The 17,614-nt window shown below is 60.9% G+C and carries 15 protein-coding genes; 6 read left to right on the top strand and 9 right to left on the bottom strand.

Annotation, left to right across the window (positions count from 1 at the left end; genetic code table 11):
- Window positions 1–10 precede the first annotated feature (10 nt).
- The 3 genes from iolB to ACLEJR_RS23015 all read right to left on the bottom strand — a co-directional run bounded on the left by iolB (window position 11) and on the right by ACLEJR_RS23015 (window position 3,869).
- Entirely contained in the window at window positions 11–820 is an 810-nt protein-coding gene (gene iolB, locus ACLEJR_RS23005) for a 5-deoxy-glucuronate isomerase (RefSeq protein WP_440793529.1), read from the bottom strand.
- Window positions 817–1,740, bottom strand: coding sequence for a myo-inosose-2 dehydratase (iolE, locus tag ACLEJR_RS23010; protein WP_440793531.1), 924 nt, complete (start codon window positions 1,738–1,740; stop codon window positions 817–819). The genes iolB and iolE overlap by 4 nt, the downstream gene beginning before the upstream one ends.
- A gap of 191 nt (window positions 1,741–1,931) precedes the next feature.
- A complete protein-coding gene (locus ACLEJR_RS23015) occupies window positions 1,932–3,869 on the bottom strand; it encodes a bifunctional 5-dehydro-2-deoxygluconokinase/5-dehydro-2-deoxyphosphogluconate aldolase (RefSeq protein ID WP_440816729.1) in 1,938 nt (645 codons plus the stop codon).
- 311 nt (window positions 3,870–4,180) lie between these two features.
- Here ACLEJR_RS23015 and ACLEJR_RS23020 point away from each other — a divergent pair, with 311 nt between their 5' ends.
- Window positions 4,181–5,104, top strand: coding sequence for a MurR/RpiR family transcriptional regulator (locus ACLEJR_RS23020; protein WP_440793534.1), 924 nt, complete (start codon window positions 4,181–4,183; stop codon window positions 5,102–5,104).
- A 36-nt stretch (window positions 5,105–5,140) separates the two neighbouring features.
- On the top strand, window positions 5,141–5,752 hold the full coding sequence (locus tag ACLEJR_RS23025; protein ID WP_440816731.1) for a glutathione S-transferase family protein: 612 nt from the start codon (window positions 5,141–5,143) through the stop codon (window positions 5,750–5,752).
- Between the two features lie 115 nt (window positions 5,753–5,867).
- Here the strand turns inward: ACLEJR_RS23025 and hcnC are convergent, their stop codons facing one another.
- The 3 genes from hcnC to hcnA are packed head-to-tail and all read right to left on the bottom strand — an operon-like array spanning window position 5,868 to window position 8,858.
- Window positions 5,868–7,136 (bottom strand): cyanide-forming glycine dehydrogenase subunit HcnC, encoded by a 1,269-nt coding sequence (gene hcnC / locus ACLEJR_RS23030; RefSeq protein WP_440816734.1) that lies wholly within the window; start codon window positions 7,134–7,136, stop codon window positions 5,868–5,870.
- Window positions 7,129–8,538, bottom strand: coding sequence for a cyanide-forming glycine dehydrogenase subunit HcnB (hcnB, locus tag ACLEJR_RS23035; protein WP_440799856.1), 1,410 nt, complete (start codon window positions 8,536–8,538; stop codon window positions 7,129–7,131). Before hcnB ends, hcnC begins: the two co-directional genes overlap by 8 nt.
- Window positions 8,535–8,858 (bottom strand): cyanide-forming glycine dehydrogenase subunit HcnA, encoded by a 324-nt coding sequence (gene hcnA, locus ACLEJR_RS23040; protein ID WP_440799865.1) that lies wholly within the window; start codon window positions 8,856–8,858, stop codon window positions 8,535–8,537. Before hcnA ends, hcnB begins: the two co-directional genes overlap by 4 nt.
- Window positions 8,859–9,134: 276 nt before the next feature.
- Here hcnA and ACLEJR_RS23045 point away from each other — a divergent pair, with 276 nt between their 5' ends.
- Both ACLEJR_RS23045 and ACLEJR_RS23050 read left to right on the top strand, forming a co-directional pair.
- Window positions 9,135–9,818 carry a response regulator transcription factor gene (locus ACLEJR_RS23045; protein ID WP_039592999.1) on the top strand — a complete coding sequence of 228 codons (684 nt, stop codon included), beginning with the start codon at window positions 9,135–9,137 and terminating at the stop codon, window positions 9,816–9,818.
- Window positions 9,796–11,181: a sensor histidine kinase gene (locus tag ACLEJR_RS23050; protein WP_440816736.1), complete on the top strand. Its 1,386-nt coding sequence runs from the start codon at window positions 9,796–9,798 to the stop codon at window positions 11,179–11,181. Before ACLEJR_RS23045 ends, ACLEJR_RS23050 begins: the two co-directional genes overlap by 23 nt.
- Window positions 11,182–11,345: 164 nt before the next feature.
- Here ACLEJR_RS23050 and ACLEJR_RS23055 read toward each other — a convergent pair whose 3' ends face one another.
- Both ACLEJR_RS23055 and ACLEJR_RS23060 read right to left on the bottom strand, forming a co-directional pair.
- Window positions 11,346–11,594 (bottom strand): DUF1652 domain-containing protein, encoded by a 249-nt coding sequence (locus ACLEJR_RS23055; protein ID WP_440799850.1) that lies wholly within the window; start codon window positions 11,592–11,594, stop codon window positions 11,346–11,348.
- A 241-nt stretch (window positions 11,595–11,835) separates the two neighbouring features.
- Window positions 11,836–13,320 (bottom strand): PAS domain S-box protein, encoded by a 1,485-nt coding sequence (locus tag ACLEJR_RS23060; protein WP_440799847.1) that lies wholly within the window; start codon window positions 13,318–13,320, stop codon window positions 11,836–11,838.
- A 317-nt stretch (window positions 13,321–13,637) separates the two neighbouring features.
- Between ACLEJR_RS23060 and ACLEJR_RS23065 the strand changes: the two genes are divergently transcribed.
- Window positions 13,638–14,696 carry an RHS repeat-associated core domain-containing protein gene (locus tag ACLEJR_RS23065; protein ID WP_440816737.1) on the top strand — a complete coding sequence of 353 codons (1,059 nt, stop codon included), beginning with the start codon at window positions 13,638–13,640 and terminating at the stop codon, window positions 14,694–14,696.
- 291 nt (window positions 14,697–14,987) lie between these two features.
- On the opposite strand, the gene ACLEJR_RS23070 is transcribed toward ACLEJR_RS23065, so the two are convergent.
- Window positions 14,988–15,356, bottom strand: a complete 369-nt coding sequence (locus tag ACLEJR_RS23070) for a DUF6124 family protein (RefSeq protein ID WP_440816740.1) — start codon at window positions 15,354–15,356, stop codon at window positions 14,988–14,990.
- A 499-nt stretch (window positions 15,357–15,855) separates the two neighbouring features.
- Here ACLEJR_RS23070 and ACLEJR_RS23075 point away from each other — a divergent pair, with 499 nt between their 5' ends.
- Window positions 15,856–16,905, top strand: coding sequence for an RHS repeat-associated core domain-containing protein (locus ACLEJR_RS23075; protein WP_440799842.1), 1,050 nt, complete (start codon window positions 15,856–15,858; stop codon window positions 16,903–16,905).
- The last annotated feature ends 709 nt before the right edge of the window (window positions 16,906–17,614 follow it).

A 17,614-nucleotide genomic window follows, 5' to 3' on the forward strand; every position in this document is an offset into this window, starting at 1 on the left:
AAGGGGCGATTCAGAGGTCCAGCAGCCAACTGTGCTGCGGATCGTTATGGAACTGCCAGATGCGCTTGGGGCCGGCCATGACGTTCAGGTAATAGGACTCGTACCCATAGGGCACGCTGACCGGGTGGTAACCCTTGGGCACCACCACCAGGTCGCTGTTTTCCACGGCCATGGCCTGGTCGATGCTGCGGTCGTCGGTGTAGACCCGCTGGAACACGAAGCCCTGGGACGGGTTGATCTGGTGGTAATAGGTTTCTTCCAGGAAGCTCTGGTGCGGCAGGTCGTCGGTGTCATGCTTGTGGGGTGGATAGCTCGACGAATGCCCCGAAGGCGTGCGCACTTCGACGACCAGCAGCGAATGGGCCGGTTCGCTGTCCGGCAGGATGTCGCAGACATAACGGGTATTGGCGCCCTTGCCGCGCACGCTGCGCTTCATGCTGTCGGGCCGGATCAGCCGCGGGCGGTACTCGTTGGCGGTGGAACCCGGCGCGGCGCACACGGCTATCTGCACATCGCTCAGGGCAGTCACTTGGGCCTGGCTGCCGGGCGGCAGGTACGCGGCGTAGGGGGATTTGTCCTCGAACACCGACTGGCGATCGCCGAGGTTGTCCCAGTCGAAGGCGCCCTGCCCCGGCGCTTCGCCTTTGAGGCCGATGCGGCCGCTGAGCAGCACCAGGCAGAGCTCCTGATCGCCGGCCGCCACCGGCAGGGTTTCGCCGAGACTCAGGCGGTAGGCGGCGAACCCGACATACTCCAACTCGCCCGCCGGCAGTTGGACCATGGTCCGACCGCTGGCCTGGCTCTTGATCAACAGGCTCATGGCAGGTTCCTCTCTTTCAGCAGGGCGTCTTGCAGCAGAGCGTCTTGCAGCAAGGCGCGCAGGGTGTCGTAGCCCTTCTTGGCGTAGACGAAACTGGGTGCCACGGCGGGGTCCTGTTCGGCTTCCACCACCAGCCAGCCTTGGTAACCGGCGGCTAGCAGCACGTCGAGCAACGCGGCGAAATCGATGTCACCGTCCCCGGGCACGGTGAAGGTGCCGTTGATGATGCAGTCGGGGAAACTCCAGAGGTTGTTGCGCGCCAGTTGCACCACCGCCTTGCGCACGTCCTTGAAATGCACATGGCAGATGCGCTCGATGTGTTTGCGCAGCACCTGCAACGGCTCGCCACCGCCCATGTAGCAGTGACCCGAGTCGAACAGCAGACCCACTTCGCTGCCGGTCAGGGCCATCAATTTGTCGATATCCGAGGGCGATTCGACGTAGGCGCCCATGTGATGGTGATAGGCCAGGCGCACACCCCGGGACAGAGTGAAGCGCGCCAGCTCGGTGAGTTTGTCGGCGTAGGCCTGCCAGGCTTCGTCGGTGTGGAAACGCGGCCGTTCGATCAACGGGATTCGCTGGCCCTGGATGGAGTCGGCGACTTCGCCGTACACCAGCACCGTTGCGCCGTTCTGCGCCAGCAACTCGACATGGCTGGCGATGGCGTCGATCTCCTCGGCCGCCGAGCGCCGGGCCAGGCGACTGGAATACCAGCCGGAAACCAGTGCCAGGTCGTACGGACGCAGCACATCGCCGACGCCCTTGGCGTCCTTGGGAAACTTGCCATTGAGCTCGAAGCCTTCATACCCGATGGCCTTGCCTTCGCTCAGCGCGGTACTCAACGGCGTCTCGCCGCCCAACGACGGCAAGTCGTCGTTGCTCCAGGAAATCGGGTTGATGCCAATTCGAATAGCGGGCATGGCTGCACCTTTTATTGTTTTCTCTAATGTTCAACCGATCACTGTGGCGAGGGAGCTTGCTCCCGCTCGGCTGCGAAGCAGTCGTAGAACTGTCTTTGCGGTGTGCCTGTCGGACCGGGTCGGCTGATCGAGGAGCTGCTTCGCAGTCCAGCGGGAGCGAGCTCCCTCGCCACAAAAGCCCTGTATGACCCTCAAGCCCGCGCAGCCCGCCACGCCTCGATCAATTCCACAAACCGGCCCTGCACCTGCCGGATCAGCGTTTCGTCATCGATTTCCCCGGCCAGCCAGGCCCGGCTCGGCTCCTGGAAGATCGTCCGGCCCACGGCAAAACCCCGGCAGGTGGTACTCTGGCTGGCTTGGCGAAAACCTTCGGCCAGGGCCTCGGCCGGGGCATTGAGGCCGAGTAGGACCACGCCACGGCAGTACGGGTCGCGTTGCTGGATCAACTCATCGAGCTGCTTCCATTGCTCCGCACTCTGGGCTTCGATCTTCCACCAGGCCGGGTAGATGCCCAGGTTGTAGAGGCGCTTGAGGGCACGGTACAGCACATCCGGGTGCGGCGATGGATGATCCTTGGGCGGGATGACTTCCAGCAGCAACTCATGGCCGCTGACCTGAGAGGCTTTGTACAGGCCCATCAACTGCGCTTCCTGTTCCAGGCGCAGGAGCGGTTCGTCGTCGGGGTGGAATTGCACCAGGCATTTGATGATCTGTTCCTGCGGCCAGGCGATCAGGTTGCTGCCGATAGAGCGTCCGTGTTCGAACGCCAGCGGTCGCGAGTTCTGCACTTCCACCGGGCGCGCCACCCACCAGCCGCGACCGGTCGCGGCGTTGAGCGAGTCCTGGCCGAAACGCTGGTCGGCCAACAGACCGACATCGGCGTCGACGCCCTCGCGCCGCAGATCCGCTTCGACCCGCTCCACTGCCTTGATGAACAGTTGCTTGAGTTCGCCGATGCTGTTCAAGTCGCGACCACCCTTTTGCGCCAGCTCCACCAGTTGCCAGCGATGGTCAAAGGCAAACACGAACAGCTGCTTCCAGGCCTTGCGTGGCACGCTGACCTGATGCAAGCGTTGCAGCACCGCGTCCTGATCGGGCCGGGTGATCGGCACCGGGCTTTGGAACAGGTAATCGAGTTCTGCCCGGGTCGGCATCGCCGGAGCGCAGGCATGGCGTGACACCACCAGACCGCCGCAGGCGTTGGCCAGTTGGCAGCAGCGCTCATCGCTGGCGTCCTCCAGCCAACCGGCAAGGAACCCGGACATAAAGGCATCGCCAGCCCCAAGCACGTTCAGGACTTCGACCCGCACGCCGGGATACAGCGCACCGTCTTCAAGCCGGGCCGGAATGGCGCCGTGGATCACCGTGCACCCCAACGGGCCCAGCTTGACCACCAAGGTTGCCGCCGTCAGCGAGCGCACGGTGCGTAGCGCGGTCAGCAGGTCTTCGCTGCCACCGGCGATGAGGAATTCTTCTTCGGTGCCGACGATCAGGTCGAAACGCGGCAGGATGCCTTGCACGTGCTGGCTGACCTTCTGGTCGGCAACGAACCGGGTCTCGCCGTCGGCCTTGCCCGCCAAGCCCCAGAGCACCGGGCGATAATCGATGTCGAGGACGCGCTGGACCTGATGCTTGTGCGCATAGTCCAGGGCCTGGATGCTGGCCTGATAGACGTCCTCGGCGGAGAAATGGGTGCCGGTGATCAGCAAGGCCTTGCTGGAGGCGATGAAGTTTTCGTCGATGTCTTCGGCGCGCAGCGCCATGTCGGCGCAGTTCTCCCGGTAGAACACCAGCGGGAAGGTTTCCCGATCCTTGATCCCCAGCAGGACCATGGCCGTCAGCCGTTCGGGATCGGCCTTGATCGCGCTGACATCGCAGCCTTCACGGGCCAGGGACTCCACCAGGAAGCGTCCCATGTGATCGTCGCCTACCCGGCTCAGCATGGCCGACCGGAGCCCCAGGCGCGCCGTGCCGAAGGCGATGTTGGCGGACGAGCCGCCCAGGTACTTGGCGAAGCTGCTCACGTCTTCCAGACGCGCTCCGACCTGCTGCGCATAAAGGTCGACACCCAGGCGTCCCAGGCAGATCACATCCAATTGACGCCCACTGGCAAAACGAGTCTGGCCCATGCTGGCTCCTGTTATTTTTATCAGTCCGCGCTGGGTGCCGGAACCGACGCCAACGCTTTGGTGGGTGCAGACTAAAACGAGCCGCAGACAACAATCAATATTTATTCTATAAATTTTTTACGTGGAATATTTTTTCCAATACGCTATGACTCAGGGTGGTCAGACACGGTGGATCGTTTCAGCCAATGTCGCAATGAGGTCCGCCCATGATTTTCCCCGCGCCTACGCTGTAGACTGCGATCAGCCAACCTATTGTCGAAGGCCGGCGCTTTTTTGCGCCGGCCTATAAGAACAAGCCAGAAGGATTTCCTATGACCCGCCCCGATGATCTGCCGGCGCTGTCCGAGCGCGCGTCCGAGCCCGCCCTTCCCAGCCCTCCGATCAATGCCGAGCGCCTGTTGCAGCTGATCACCGAGGAATACGAGAGCCTGCCGCGCCAGCTCAAGCGCATCGCCAGCTATATGAGCCAGCAGAGCGACCGGATCATGGTCGATCGCATCAGCGACATCGCCCGGGAATGCGAAGTGCACCCCTCGGCGATCGTCAGGTTCTCCCAGCGCTTCGGCTTCAGCGGGTTCAGCGAGATGCAGGCGTTGTTCCGCGAGGCCTACACCCACAAGACCACGCCGGTGCAGAACTACCAGCAGCGCATACGCAGCATGATCGCCAACAAGTCGCAGAAAGCCAGCGGCGGCGACCTGGCCCGTGAATGCGTGAATGCCACGCTGTCGGGTATCGAGCGCCTGGGGCTGGAACTGGACGACCAGACGTTCGAAAAAGCCGTGGATCTGGTGGTCAACGCCGACAACATCTATGTGGTAGGCGTGCGTCGCTCGTTCGCAGTCGCCGATTACCTGGTCTACAACCTGCAACACACCAACAAGCGCATTCACCTGGTGTCCGGCCTGGGGGGCAGCTATCGCGAGCAGATGCGCAGCGTGCGGGCCAACGACTTGGTCATTGCCATCAGCTTCACGCCCTACGGCAAAGAAACCCAGCACTGCCTGCGCATCGCCCAGCACCATCAGGCCAAGACGCTGATCATCACCGACAGCAACCTGTCGCCCCTGGCCAAGCGAGCCAATGCGGTGCTGCTGGTGAACGAAGGCAGTTCGTTCGCCTTCCGTTCGTTGAGCGCCACGCTGTGCCTGTGCCAGGCGTTGTTCATCGCCGTGGCCTACCGGCTGGAACTCAAAGTTGATGAAATCCATGAACAGGTAGGCTTCGAGGATTAGTACCCTCGCCCACTACAGACCGCTGGAGGAGAAGCCATGAAACTGATCGGCATGCTGGACTCGCCCTACGTACGACGCGTCGCCATTTCCGCCAAGCGCCTGGGCATTCCCCTGGAGCACGACTCGGTTTCGGTGTTCCGGCATTTCGATGAATTCCAGCGTATCAACCCGGTAGTCAAGGCGCCGACCCTGGTGCTCGATGACGCAACCGTGCTGATGGACTCCACGCTGATCATCGATTATCTCGAAGCCCTGGCTGCACCGGGCAAGAGCCTGATGCCGACCGATCTCGGGCAACGGATACGCGCATTGCGTCTGCTCGGCCTGGCGCTGGCGGCATGCGAGAAATCGGTGCAGATCTATTACGAGCGCACCCTGCGACCGGCGCAGATCCAGCACGCGCCCTGGGTCGAACGCGTGGAAGGTCAATTGGCGGCAGCCTACGCAATGCTGGAAAAGGAGCTGGAGCAACAGCCATTGAGCACCGACGGCCCGATCGACCAGGCCGGCCTCACCCTCGCGGTCGCCTGGAGCTTCACCAACCTCGTGGTGCCGGATAAGGTGGAGGGTAAGTCATTCCCGTTGATCAGCGCGTTTACTGCCTATGCCGAAGGGCTGGAAGCGTTTGTCAGCACGCCAATGGAGTAACGGTTGATGCAATAACTGTGGGAGCGAGCTTGCTCGCGATAGCGTCAGGTCAGTCAGTATTGATGTGACTGACCCGACGCCTTCGCGAGCAAGCCCGCTCCCACAGGGCGATGGTTCAGGCCAGTTCCATCTCCTTGGTTTCATTGACCGGCGCCACCTCGAAGCGATCCGCCAGGAACGGAGTGATGTCCAGCGGCAGCGGTTCGTTGTTCACCAGTTTGTCCAGCAGCACCCCGGTGATGGCCGAGGTGAGGATGCCGGTGCGGAAGTGGCCGCAGGCGTTGAGATAGCCTTCCACGCCACGCATCGGCCCGAGGATCGGCAGCTCATCGGGTGAACCGGGGCGCAGGCCGGCCCAGGTCCGCTTCAGGTTGACGTCGGCCAGTTGCGGGATACACCGCACCGCACCCTGCACCAGGCCTTCGATCTCCGGATAGGTGGTGGTCACGTCGAAGCCTTTGTCTTCGGTGGTGCTGCCGATCAGGATTTCGCCGTTGTCCTTCTGCGCCACGTAGCAGTCGCTGGTGGTCAGGCACCCGGTGAGGATCTTCGGCATGCGCTCGGTCAGCAGGATCTGCCCCTTGACCGGCTTGACCGGAATCCGCACGCCGGTGGCCTGTTCACTGAGGTCTGCCGCCCAGGCCCCGGCCGCATTGATCAGCGTCCGGCAACCGAAGGTCCCCGCCTCGGCGGTTTTCACGCCGGTGACCCGTGCACCGCTGCGCAGCACCTCGATGACGTGGGTGTTGAAGAACAGATCGACACCGTTCTGCCGGGCACCTTCGGTGTAGGCGTCGGCCAGGCGAAACGGGCTCACCTGGTGATCGCAAAGAAACTCCGATGCTCCCAGGGCTTCATGGCTGACACTCGGCTCGGCCTTGCGCAAGGCCGCCTGATCGAGCCAGCGTACCTGGTCCGCCAAATGAGGAATGCAGGCAACGATGTGCTCGGCGTACGAGCGGTCCTCGTCGTCATAGATCACGAACTTGAGCCCGGTCTCCTCAAACTTGAAATCCATGCCATGGTTGTCCATCAGTTCGCGGTGCAATGGCGGATACAGCGCATTGGATTGCAAGGCGAACTCGAAGAACGACGGGGGCAGGATATGCGGCGTGCTCGCGTCTACCGCCACGGCGGCACCCTGGGCCTGGCGCTTGCGGTTGGCCGACATCATGCGAAAGAAAATCACCCCGCAGCCCAGGCCCACCGACTCGCCGATGGCCCACAACCCGCCCGCCGAGGCGCGGGTCGCGTTGCCGGGGCGCTTGGCGTCGATCAGCGCGACCTTCAAGTGTTTGCGCTTGGACAACTGATACGCACAGGAGGCGCCTATCACGCCGCCCCCGGCGATGACCACATCGTATTCTTTAAGGTGCTCAGTCATGCTCGAAGGCCTCCGTGCCGGCGTCCTGGAATGCCGAAAAAGGGATCGGGTCGATGGGGAAGCGCGGTCGCAGCCAGCCGACATCGGCACGCCCGGTGGCTTCGCGCAGACGGTCGGTGCAGTAGCCGACACACATCCTTCCCTGGCAATCGCCCATGCTCACCCGGGTGCGCATCTTCAGGCTGGCCATGTCCTGCACGCCCTGCTCCAGGGCCCGGTCGATGTCGGCACGGGTGGCATGTTCGCAACGGCAGATCACCGTATCGGCCGCCGGCAGGTTGATTTGCCCGGCGCCCCGCTGTGTGTAGCGATCCACGGCGGTGCGAAAGCGGATGGTGCGATCGAGCTGGGCCTGGTAGCGCTCGCGCTGCGCAAGGGCAGTCGCCGAATCCAGTACATTGCGTTGCAACAGAATCGACAGCGCCGCGATGCGCCCGCTCAGCATGGCCGCCTCACCGCCGCGAATCCCGCCCATGTCACCGGCCAGGTGGACGTGCGCCTCGCTGCTCTGTTGCCAGGCATCGGATACGGCTCGCAGGTAACCGTCTTCACTAAAGCCATGCGCAAGGCCCATCTGCTGGCTCAGCTGGGTGCGCGGAATGAACCCATAGCCGACCGCCAGCGTCTGGGCCGGCACCTGTTCGGCGCGCGTCAGGTCTGGAGTCCAGTCGTCGGCGTACGGCGCGACGGTCACGTTGTCCAGCTCGCCTTCGCCATGGGCCTGCACCACGCCCCAGCCATAGTGCATGGGGATGCGCTTGAGTTTGAGGTAGGCCAGCATGCCCAGGCCGTCGAGGAACAACTGCGGCTTGTTCAGCAGGGCCAGGCTTTGCCTGGCGATCCGACCGAACGCACACGCCTCGTAGACCCCGGCCACTGCCACTCCCGCTGCGTGCAACTGACAAGCCACCAGCGGCAACAACGGCCCCGTCCCGGCGATCACCACCGGGCTCGGCGGTTTGACCACCCCGCTCTTGATCTGTAGTTGCAGACCACCGAGCAGCATCACCCCCGGCAGGGTCCAACCCGGAAACGGCACGCTGCGCTCGTGGCAACCTGCGGCCAGGACCAGGTGCGAATAGGCCACCTCCCGCAGGCGTTCCACGGCGTCGAGGACCATCAGCGCCCGCAAACCTTCGGCACCGATGACCCGGTTGCCCGTGTGCACGTCAATCAGATCGGCATGGCGTTGGAATTCCCCATGGAGTTTGTCCAGGGCCTCACTGTAGCGCGGCCCCAGGTAATCCAACTGCACCCCCTCGCGCAGCGGCCCGCGATAGACCACGCCACCCAGGCGCGGTGCTTCGTCGAGCAAAGTGCTACGCACACCGTGTCGGGCGAGCTCGATGGCCGCCGCCATCCCCGCCGGCCCACCACCGACAATCACTGGCCCCAGGCTCATGGCGCCTCCGATTCGGTGATGCGGTTGGAGCGGGTTTCGATCCGCATGCCCGGACGCACGAGGGACTGGCAGGCACGGCGTTTGTGACGCCCGTCGATCTTGACCAGGCAGCACTGGCACACGCCCATGCCACAATAGGCGCCGCTGAGCTGGTCGTGGTCGTTGCGGGCAACCTGGCGCTGGCCCAGGGACTGGATAACGGTGAGGACAGTTTCGCCCTCGGCAGCCTGGACGACCTGACCGTCCAGGCAAACCGTCATGTCGGCGCGGGCCAACGGCTGGATATCGAATTTTCGGCGTAATACGTCTTGAGATTGCATCATGCAGCTCTTCCTTGATAGTTCAGTGAGGACTAGGCTCCTTGCGGTACACCCTCCACCGGTTCTCGTCAGCCGCCCCTGGCAAGGCGCCAAGGCGGCTAACAGAACCACAAGATCATGTGTACGAAATTTATGTTAGGGATTATTTGTGACCAAGTGTTGATCCAGGCCAGGGAAGTCGTCTGCCCGGCTCATGAACTTTTTTTCAGAAAGCCGACAGGTTTTCTTTGGCAAAATGCTGCGCAATAGCGCGAATTTCCCAACACGGTACCGCCCATGAATCGCATCCTGACCATCGAAGACGACGCCGTGACCGCCCGTGAAATCGTCGCCGAGCTGACCCGCAACGGCCTGGACGTCGACTGGGTCGACAATGGCCGCGAAGGCCTGGAACGCGCGGTAAGCGGCGACTACGACCTGATCACCCTCGACCGCATGTTGCCCGAGCTCGACGGCCTGGTGATCGTCACCACCCTGCGCACCATGGGCGTGGCCACGCCGATTCTGATGATCAGCGCGCTCTCCGATGTCGATGAGCGAGTCCGAGGGCTGCGCGCCGGCGGCGACGATTACCTGACCAAGCCGTTCGCCACCGACGAAATGGCCGCCCGGGTCGAAGTGCTGCTGCGGCGCAACAACGGCGCACGCGAGCCGGAAACCGTGTTGCGGGTGGCTGACCTGGAGCTGAACCTGATCAGCCGCGAAGCCAGTCGCAACGGGCAGTTGCTGAGCCTGCTGCCTACCGAATACAAGTTGCTGGAATTCCTGATGCGCAACAGCGGGCAGATCCTTTCGCGCATGATGATTTTCGAGGAAGTCTGGGGCTATCACTTCGACCCCGGCACCAACCTGATCGACGTCCACATCGGCCGCCTGCGCAAGAAAATCGACCCGCCGGGCCTGGAACCGCTGATTCGCACGGTGCGAGGTTCCGGCTATGTCATTGCTGAACCCCGCTAAGGGCTGGCGCTCCTCCAGCAGCCGCCTGCTGGCGCTGTACAGCTCGCTGTTCGTGATCTGGTGCGCGATCCTGATGGGGGTGATGTATTACGAAGTGTTCGGCTACCTCGACAGCCTGGCCAAGCACTCGTTGATGCAACGCCAGCATCTGTTCGCGAGGATCCATGGCGACCAACTCGAAGATGCGCTCATGGCCAGCCTCACGCTGGATGAGCGTGGCGTCGATGCCTATGGCCTGTTCGATCCGCAACTGCGGCACTTGAGTGGACCGATCCAGCGCATTCCCGAGGACCTGCCGCTCGATGGCCGGATCCACATGCTCGGCGGCTGTGTCGACTCCGACGATCCCAGCGTGCCCTCCGACAGCTGCGATGCGGTGGCGACCCGGACCCAGGATGGACGCTGGCTGGTCCTGGCGCGGGACAATGGCTCATTGTTCGCCGTCACGCGCATCATTCTCCACGCGTTGTTCTGGGGTGTATCGCTGACCATCCTGCCCGGCATTGCCGGCTGGCACCTGTTGCGCCGCCGGCCGCTGCAACGTATCCGCAAGCTTCAAGCCAGTGCCGAGGCCATCGTCGCCGGCGACCTGACCCATCGCCTGCCCCTGTCGAGCCGGCGCGATGAGCTGGACATGCTGGCAGCCATCGTCAACGCCATGCTCGACCGCATCGAACGCCTGATGAACGAGGTCAAGGGCGTATGCGACAACATCGCCCATGACTTGCGCACACCGCTGACCCGCCTGCGCGCCCAGCTGTACCGCATCCAGCAGGAGGCCGTGGACGACTCGCCCGAGGCGCTGCAAATGGATCAGGTGATCGCCGAAACCGACACCCTGATGGCGCGGTTTCGCGGCTTGTTGCGGATTTCCGAACTGGAAGACCAGCAGCGCCGTTCAGGCTTCGTACGCCTGGATCCGTTGCAGTTGCTGCAGGAACTGCACGACTTCTACCTGCCACTGGCCGAAGAAGACGGCCTGACCTTCATCCTGGAAGTGCCCGACACCCTGCCCTTGCTCAACGGTGACCGGGCATTGCTGTTCGAGGCCGTGTCGAATCTGCTGAGCAATTCCATCAAGTTCACCCCGCCCGGTGGCACCGTGGTCCTGCGTGGGGTGGACCAGGGCGACAGCACGCGCATCGAAGTGCTCGACTCCGGGCCAGGGATTCCCGAGCCCGAGCGCAAGGCGGTGTTCCGGCGGTTCTACCGCGCCGAAGGCAGCAGCCAGCACGGCGGGTTCGGCCTGGGACTGTCGATTGTCGCGGCGATCGTCAACCTGCATGGGTTTACGTTGGAGGTGGGGAGCAGTGAATATGGTGGCGCACGATTGGTGCTCGATTGTCGGGCGACGCTGTTGTAAATCGATGATGATTCGAAGCGATACTTGTGGCGAGGGAGCTTGCTCCCGCTGGGGCGCGAAGCGGCCCTGAGTTTTTGGGGCCGCTGCGCCCGAGGCGTCGGACCGTCCCAGCGGGAGCAAGCTCCCTCGCCACGGAAGACTATTCAGGCAGGATCATCGCGATTTCAGGCAGGATCACCACGATGCAACGGCGTGTTCTGCAGCTCATAGCGCAGCTCGTCGATCAGCTTCGCCACGCTCTCTTCCGAACGCACGCTGTCCATACTCATGCCACTCACTACCAGGTCCACCTCCCCGCTGTCGCGGCGATAGAGGCGTACGGTGAGAGTGCCGTCGCCATTGAGGCTGCATTCGCAAGCGAGCGGCTTGAAACTCTGTTCGAGGCGGGCGCGCAATTGGGCCAGTTGGGTCATGGGTTGCGCCTCGGCATCAAGGTCGCAAGAGACCGGTGGAAAAGAACGGGGATCGGGCTCCTGCAGACACCCTGTCGATGGCACGGTTGCTGTGTTCATTGCGCATTCAGGCGGTATTCCTTGACTGTTTCGTAGGGGACGCGGCCGCATAAACATTGCCGCACACTCACAGCCTAGGGAGCCAGCAGGCGAAGCAAAACCCGAATTTGCACCAACCCGGCCAGTGCATATGCACTGGCCATCACTGTGCCTTGTTGCGCCATTCACTGGCGAACAAGCCGCGTTCGCGAGCCCAGACAATGGCCTCGCTGCGACTATGGACATCCAGCTTGGAATACAAAGTGGCCACGTGATTGCGCACGGTGTTGGGCGCCAGCTTCAGGCGCGCGGCGATTTCCTTGTCCGCCAGCCCCTGGCAGATCAGACCCAATACGTCACGCTCACGAGCCGTCAGCTCGGTGAACGATGCCGACGGCAATGGCGTATTGATGCTCTTCACGTTGGCCAGCTTCTCGATCAACGTGCGGCTGAACCACGAAGCGTCCTTCATCACCTCCTCGATGGCCGCCACCAGTTCCAGCTCCGAGCGCTTGCGTTCGGTGATGTTCATCAGCACCAGCAGGTAACACGGCTTGTCCTGGATGACCACGGTGTCGGCGGCCACTTCACAGTCGATGCGCTCCCCGCCCTTCTTGAGGACTTTGACGTCGATACCAGACACACTGGCGCTCTTTTCCAGCGCGGCGAACAACGAAGCGCCGGCGTCCTTGTCGAGAAAACCGATCTCTTCCACGGTCTTGCCCATCAACTCTTCGCTGGCGTAGCCGGTGGTGTTCACGAAGGCTTCGTTGACCTCCAACAGTGACTGCTCAGCCGTGCATACCAACGTGGGCACCGGCGACAGGCGGAACGACTTGGCAAAGCGCTCCTCGCTCTGGCGCAAGGCGTTCTCGGCCTTGCGCCGAGGCTCCATGTCCATGAATGAAAACAGCATGCAATCTTCGTTGTGCAGGTCCAGGGGTTGACCGGCAACGATCACTTGCTTGCTGGTGCCATCGGGCAATCTCAACTCGGCCGCCATCTGCGGAATGGTCGCACCCTGCCCCAGCCGCTCGACGGCCAGCTCACGCCGCTCGGCGGCTTCGAGCACGTCCAGTTCGTACACCGAACGCCCGATCACCTGCTCGCGGCTATAACCGGTCATTTCCAGGAAGCCCTGGTTGACCTTGATATAACGCAGGTCGCTAAGGCGACAGATCACCGCCGGCGCCGGGTTGGCGGCGAAGGTGCGCTCAAAGCGCTGTTCGGCGCTGGCCCAGTCGGTCGCGTCGCTGAGGATCAGCACCAGGTACTCCGGCTCGCCGCTGCGGTCGGTCAACACCATGCTGCGGATGCGATGCACCCAGGTGCGGTCCGGATCAGCCTTGGGCGTGACTTCCACCAGCACATCGCTGAACTCATCGCCCCGCGCCACCCGAGCGATAGGGTAATTGTCCTCGGCCAACGGATGATTGTTGCGATAGCGCAAGTTGAACCGGCGGGCATACTCGTCGGCATTGGCGCCCAGCTCACGGATGGTCTTCACCCCGTGCATCGCCAGCGCCGCGTCATTGACCCAGGCAATGGTCTGGTCGACTTCGACCAACATCACCCCGTCCGACAGCCCGGCGATGATCTGCAGCAATTGACGACGATTGGTATCGGTGTTCGGGACATCCTGATTCATTGGGTCTCCGTGTGGTCGGCGGCACATGGAAATTACGACCATCCGTCGCGCTGGGGCGTTCCCTATGGGCATTGCTGAGATCGGTGGCCTCTATCCGCGCAGGGCTTACGGCTGATTAGTGTCTGGTTTGGCGCTTCGCGAGCAGGCTCGCTCCCACAATGGTGCAGCTGCGCCGACAACCCACTGTGGGAGCGAGCCTGCTCGCGAAGAGGCCAGCAGCCCCACCCGAGTCCCCAAAACCTAACAGTTCTGCTAGTAGACGTACCTTCAGAAATCCCAGAGCCTGACAGCATCGCCTTCCTCAGGAAGAACTACCCATGCCACCGTCATCGATGAAGATCCTGTGCCGCTACCAGTACGACCCACTGGACCGCCTCACCGGCCTGAAACCGCTGGAAAGCCCAGGCACGCAACGCTTCTACCAGAACAACGAACTGGTCAACGAAATCGACAGCGAGGCCCAGCTCACGATTGTTCGCCACGGAGAACAACCGCTGGCGCAGCGGTTGAGTGTCATGGGTGTCAGCGAGACAGCGCTGTTGGCAACGGACCCACAGCGTTCGCCGCTGGTGGCTTTGAAGGACGCGGATTTGCAGCGGGTGGCTTATACCGCTTACGGGCATCGTTCCGGGGAAAGTGGGTTGAGTTGTTTGTTGGGGTTCAATGGTGAGCGGAGTGACTCGGTCACCGGGCACTATTTATTGGGACAGGGGAATCGGGCTTTTAATCCGGTGTTGATGCGGTTTAACAGTCCGGATGAGTTGAGTCCGTTTGGAGAGGGGGGAATCAATGCGTATGCTTATTGTGGTGGGGATCCGGTTAATCGGTATGATCCGAGTGGGAATTCTCCGCTCGGGATCATCAGGCCGTGGAGGGCCCCACCGCCACCGAATACTCCGACGCTCATGGTCGCCTTTAAGAACCGAATAAAAGCTTCAGCATCTCCATCCATTAATATTACCAGCACCTCTCGGACGTCACGGCCTGCGCTGCCGAAAATTGAGCCGCAACGCTACGCGGCCAATAACCCCACCAATTCCTCACTACCTGCTGAACCAGCGCTTACGCTACTTACACAAACTAACTCTCCGAATACTTCGGTCGATGTAATAAACCAAATCAACAAACGCATGCATGAAGCACAACTGTACGATAGAGCCATTAAAAAATATCCAATCATGGAAACATGGACAGTCACCCCGAGACGAAAAGCGCATGACGCAGCAAAAATTCGATATGAAAAGTTGGTCACCAACAAGGCATCAGCAGAGCAGATTGATCAGGCATCAGCAGAACTCACACTCGCGCGTTGGAATGCGAAAAGTGGCGATGTGATTCAACTCGTGGAAACTTTAACGTGGGATATCCGCAGGTAATAAAGCTCAAGGTACTTGTTGCACAGTCGGTACCGCTTGATCGATTAGTTTAAGTTACATCCATGTTGAATGTACCGCCGCCATCGCGAGCAAGCTCGGCTCCCACAGGTTCTGCGGTGCGTCCCGGATACTGAGGCGGTCACAAGTCCCTGTGGCGAGGGAGCTTGCTCCCGCTCGGCTGCGCAGCAGTCGTAGACCCGGCTGGTGCGGTGCGTCTGGGAAACCGCGTCGGCTGATTTTGGGGCTGCCGTGCAGCCCAGCGGGAGCAAGCTCCCTCGCCACGGGGATGCGTTATATCGGATGGCGGGTTTCGATGGTATCCAGTGCGCGGTTGGCCAGCAGGCTGCCCAGTTCGATCAGTTGTTGGATGCCCAGGAGCAAATGCCGGCGTGACCCGTTCAAGTCGAAGGCCAGGTCTTCAACCATGGCGTTGGCCGAGGCCAGGGTTTCGCTGAGGTTGGTGAGCAGGCTTTCGGTGTCGATGTCTTTGTTGACGATGAAGAGCTGACCGGGAGCAGGACCCGTTTCGGTTTTGTCCGATTTGGGATTCAGGTAATGGTCGAGGACGCGGTCGGTGACCTCATCGTGTCTTGGGGATCTGGTTTTCGAGCGCGGTGAGGTCGGATCGGTGTCCGGGGGGTTGGGGGTAGCTTTGAACATAAGTGGAACCTCATGTGGGATGAAAGAACCACCACCTCGCTACCAAACGAGGGTGGCGGCCATACGAAGGTTGGTAGACCGGCCCCACATGACTCCGGCGCGCCCGAGAGCGCCCTGCGCATGGCCACCATCAATACAAATGCTCAGATGCACCTGTAAAAGGTGACGCTTGCGTCATGTAGAGAACCGGGCTACCAAACCCGATCGCTGATTTCCCAGCGACCCGAAAACGATAGAATCAGCCCCCCAAGCACACAAGCCGGCGGATTCTGGCGCAGTCGTAGGCAATGGCGCAAGACAACGTAGCCCAATACAGAACACTCCTACATCCAGATAAACACCCCTTCACTTTGTGAGTGCTTCGCACTGGAGCGCCAGCCCGGTCATGCGGGAGCCAGTAGTCCCACCCGAATTCCCAAAACCTAACAGTTCTGCTAGTAGACGTACCTTCAGAAATCCCAGAGCCTGACAGCATCGCCTTCCCTGGGAAGAACCACTCATGCCACCGACATCGATGAAGATCCTGTGCCGCTACCAGTACGACCCACTGGACCGCCTCACCGGCCTGAAACCGGTGGAAAACCCAGGCATCCAACGCTTCTACCAGAACAACGAACTGGTCAACGAAATCGACAGCGAGGCCCAGCTCACGATTGTTCGCCATGGGGAACAACCGCTGGCGCAGCGGTTGAGTGTCATGGGTGCCAGCGAGACGGCGCTGTTGGCGACGGACCCACAGCGTTCGCCGTTGGTGGCTTTGATGGACGCAGATTTGCAGCGGATGGCTTATACCGCTTATGGGCATCGTTCTGGGGAAGGTGGGTTGAGTTGTTTGTTGGGGTTCAATGGTGAGCGGAGTGACTCGGTCACGGGGCACTATTTGTTGGGACAGGGGAATCGGGCTTTTAATCCGATGTTGATGCGGTTTAACAGTCCGGATGAGTTGAGCCCGTTTGGAGAGGGGGGGATCAATGCCTATGCTTATTGTGGGGGGGATCCGGTTAATCGGGATGATCCATCCGGAGGGGTGTTTCGGGTGTTTCGGCCATGGGATGCAATTGATTTAACCGTTTCTCGAATTAAACCCGCAGCCTTGTTAAAACCTACTAATAAAGTCACTCCCTTGGTCGTCCGAATGAGGGGTAGTGTCGCAGCGAAATTGCCCCCCGAAAACACCTATAAACGCGCTTATCCTCGAAATAAAAATCCGACAGCGGCTCTGAAAAACACACAGAATTTTTATGATCGGGAAGCAGTTGACGCGCGAAAATGGGACGAATTCGTCAGTATAAATCCACATACTAAAATAGATGCTAGTTCCAAATACCTAGGACGACTCAGGCATACCCAAGAACAATTGAGCGCTTTTGACTTGGGAAGAATCTTAACAAACAAGAAAGGCGAGCCTTTGAAGAGAACCAGTCTCTTATCAGCAGTTGTGAAAGCAAAACTAGCAGTCAAGAGGGATGCTTGGCGAGCAGTTAAGGAACGCAGACAGATCAGACAGATCAGACAAGCTAGTAACAACATTCGTACTCAAAACTCTTAGTAGCCAGTAAGTTATTACTCATGGCCTTTGTTCTACAAAACCCGAATTTTATTTTGATACACAGGCCATCAAGCGCAGCTCTCGTGGCGAGGGAGCTTGCTCCCGCTCGGCTGCGCAGCAGTCGTAGACCCGGCTGGTGTGGTGCTTCAGCAACACCGCGTCAGCTCATGTTGGGGCGGCTGCGCCCGAGGCGTCGGACCGTCCCAGCGGGAGCAAGCTCCCTCGCCACGGGGTAAGTGCTTTTCTGAACAAGCAGAGTTGCCTCCCCCTAGGCTTTTGTAGACCTCCGATTCCTGATCATTGGACTAAAGTCTTAGACCAGTCATCGCACAACCTGCACCTGCATCACTATCCTCCAAGACCGCACCCCGCTCAGCGCGCAAGCCGTCCCGCTTTACCCAAGCCTCGTGGAGCCGTTGAATTTCCTCACACGATAGAAAGCGCCAGTTGGATTTTTCCAATAATGGCCAGTTGACAATGAGGAACGGCTTCCAAATAATCCATGCAATGTTGTACGACGACGTATGACAAAAATAAAAACAACAAAAGTAGGGAGCGTCATATAGTGAGCACTCGTGTCCGTTTCTCGCCCGACCACCGTCCAAACCGCCGTACCCTCCTCGATTCCAAGCCTGCGCTGACACTGCTCGGTTGCAGCAGCCTGGCCCTGTTCCTGCCCCTGACCACCCATGCCGAAGGCTTCGTAGAC

It is taken from the genome of Pseudomonas sp. SMN5, from assembly GCF_052041925.1.
Lineage (GTDB): Bacteria > Pseudomonadota > Gammaproteobacteria > Pseudomonadales > Pseudomonadaceae > Aquipseudomonas.

Bases quoted from the DNA above. Each gene is read 5' to 3' on its own strand.
- iolB (WP_440793529.1), bottom strand. From the start codon at position 820: ATGAGCCTGTTGATCAAGAGCCAGGCCAGCGGTCGGACCATGGTCCAA.
- ACLEJR_RS23075 (WP_440799842.1), top strand. From the start codon at position 15,856: ATGCCACCGACATCGATGAAGATCCTGTGCCGCTACCAGTACGACCCA.
- ACLEJR_RS23020 (WP_440793534.1), top strand. From the start codon at position 4,181: ATGACCCGCCCCGATGATCTGCCGGCGCTGTCCGAGCGCGCGTCCGAG.
- ACLEJR_RS23045 (WP_039592999.1), top strand. From the start codon at position 9,135: ATGAATCGCATCCTGACCATCGAAGACGACGCCGTGACCGCCCGTGAA.
- ACLEJR_RS23060 (WP_440799847.1), bottom strand. From the start codon at position 13,320: ATGAATCAGGATGTCCCGAACACCGATACCAATCGTCGTCAATTGCTG.
- ACLEJR_RS23025 (WP_440816731.1), top strand. From the start codon at position 5,141: ATGAAACTGATCGGCATGCTGGACTCGCCCTACGTACGACGCGTCGCC.
- ACLEJR_RS23015 (WP_440816729.1), bottom strand. From the start codon at position 3,869: ATGGGCCAGACTCGTTTTGCCAGTGGGCGTCAATTGGATGTGATCTGC.
- ACLEJR_RS23070 (WP_440816740.1), bottom strand. From the start codon at position 15,356: ATGTTCAAAGCTACCCCCAACCCCCCGGACACCGATCCGACCTCACCG.
- hcnB (WP_440799856.1), bottom strand. From the start codon at position 8,538: ATGAGCCTGGGGCCAGTGATTGTCGGTGGTGGGCCGGCGGGGATGGCG.
- hcnA (WP_440799865.1), bottom strand. From the start codon at position 8,858: ATGCAATCTCAAGACGTATTACGCCGAAAATTCGATATCCAGCCGTTG.
- hcnC (WP_440816734.1), bottom strand. From the start codon at position 7,136: ATGACTGAGCACCTTAAAGAATACGATGTGGTCATCGCCGGGGGCGGC.
- ACLEJR_RS23065 (WP_440816737.1), top strand. From the start codon at position 13,638: ATGCCACCGTCATCGATGAAGATCCTGTGCCGCTACCAGTACGACCCA.
- ACLEJR_RS23055 (WP_440799850.1), bottom strand. From the start codon at position 11,594: ATGACCCAACTGGCCCAATTGCGCGCCCGCCTCGAACAGAGTTTCAAG.
- ACLEJR_RS23050 (WP_440816736.1), top strand. From the start codon at position 9,796: ATGTCATTGCTGAACCCCGCTAAGGGCTGGCGCTCCTCCAGCAGCCGC.
- iolE (WP_440793531.1), bottom strand. From the start codon at position 1,740: ATGCCCGCTATTCGAATTGGCATCAACCCGATTTCCTGGAGCAACGAC.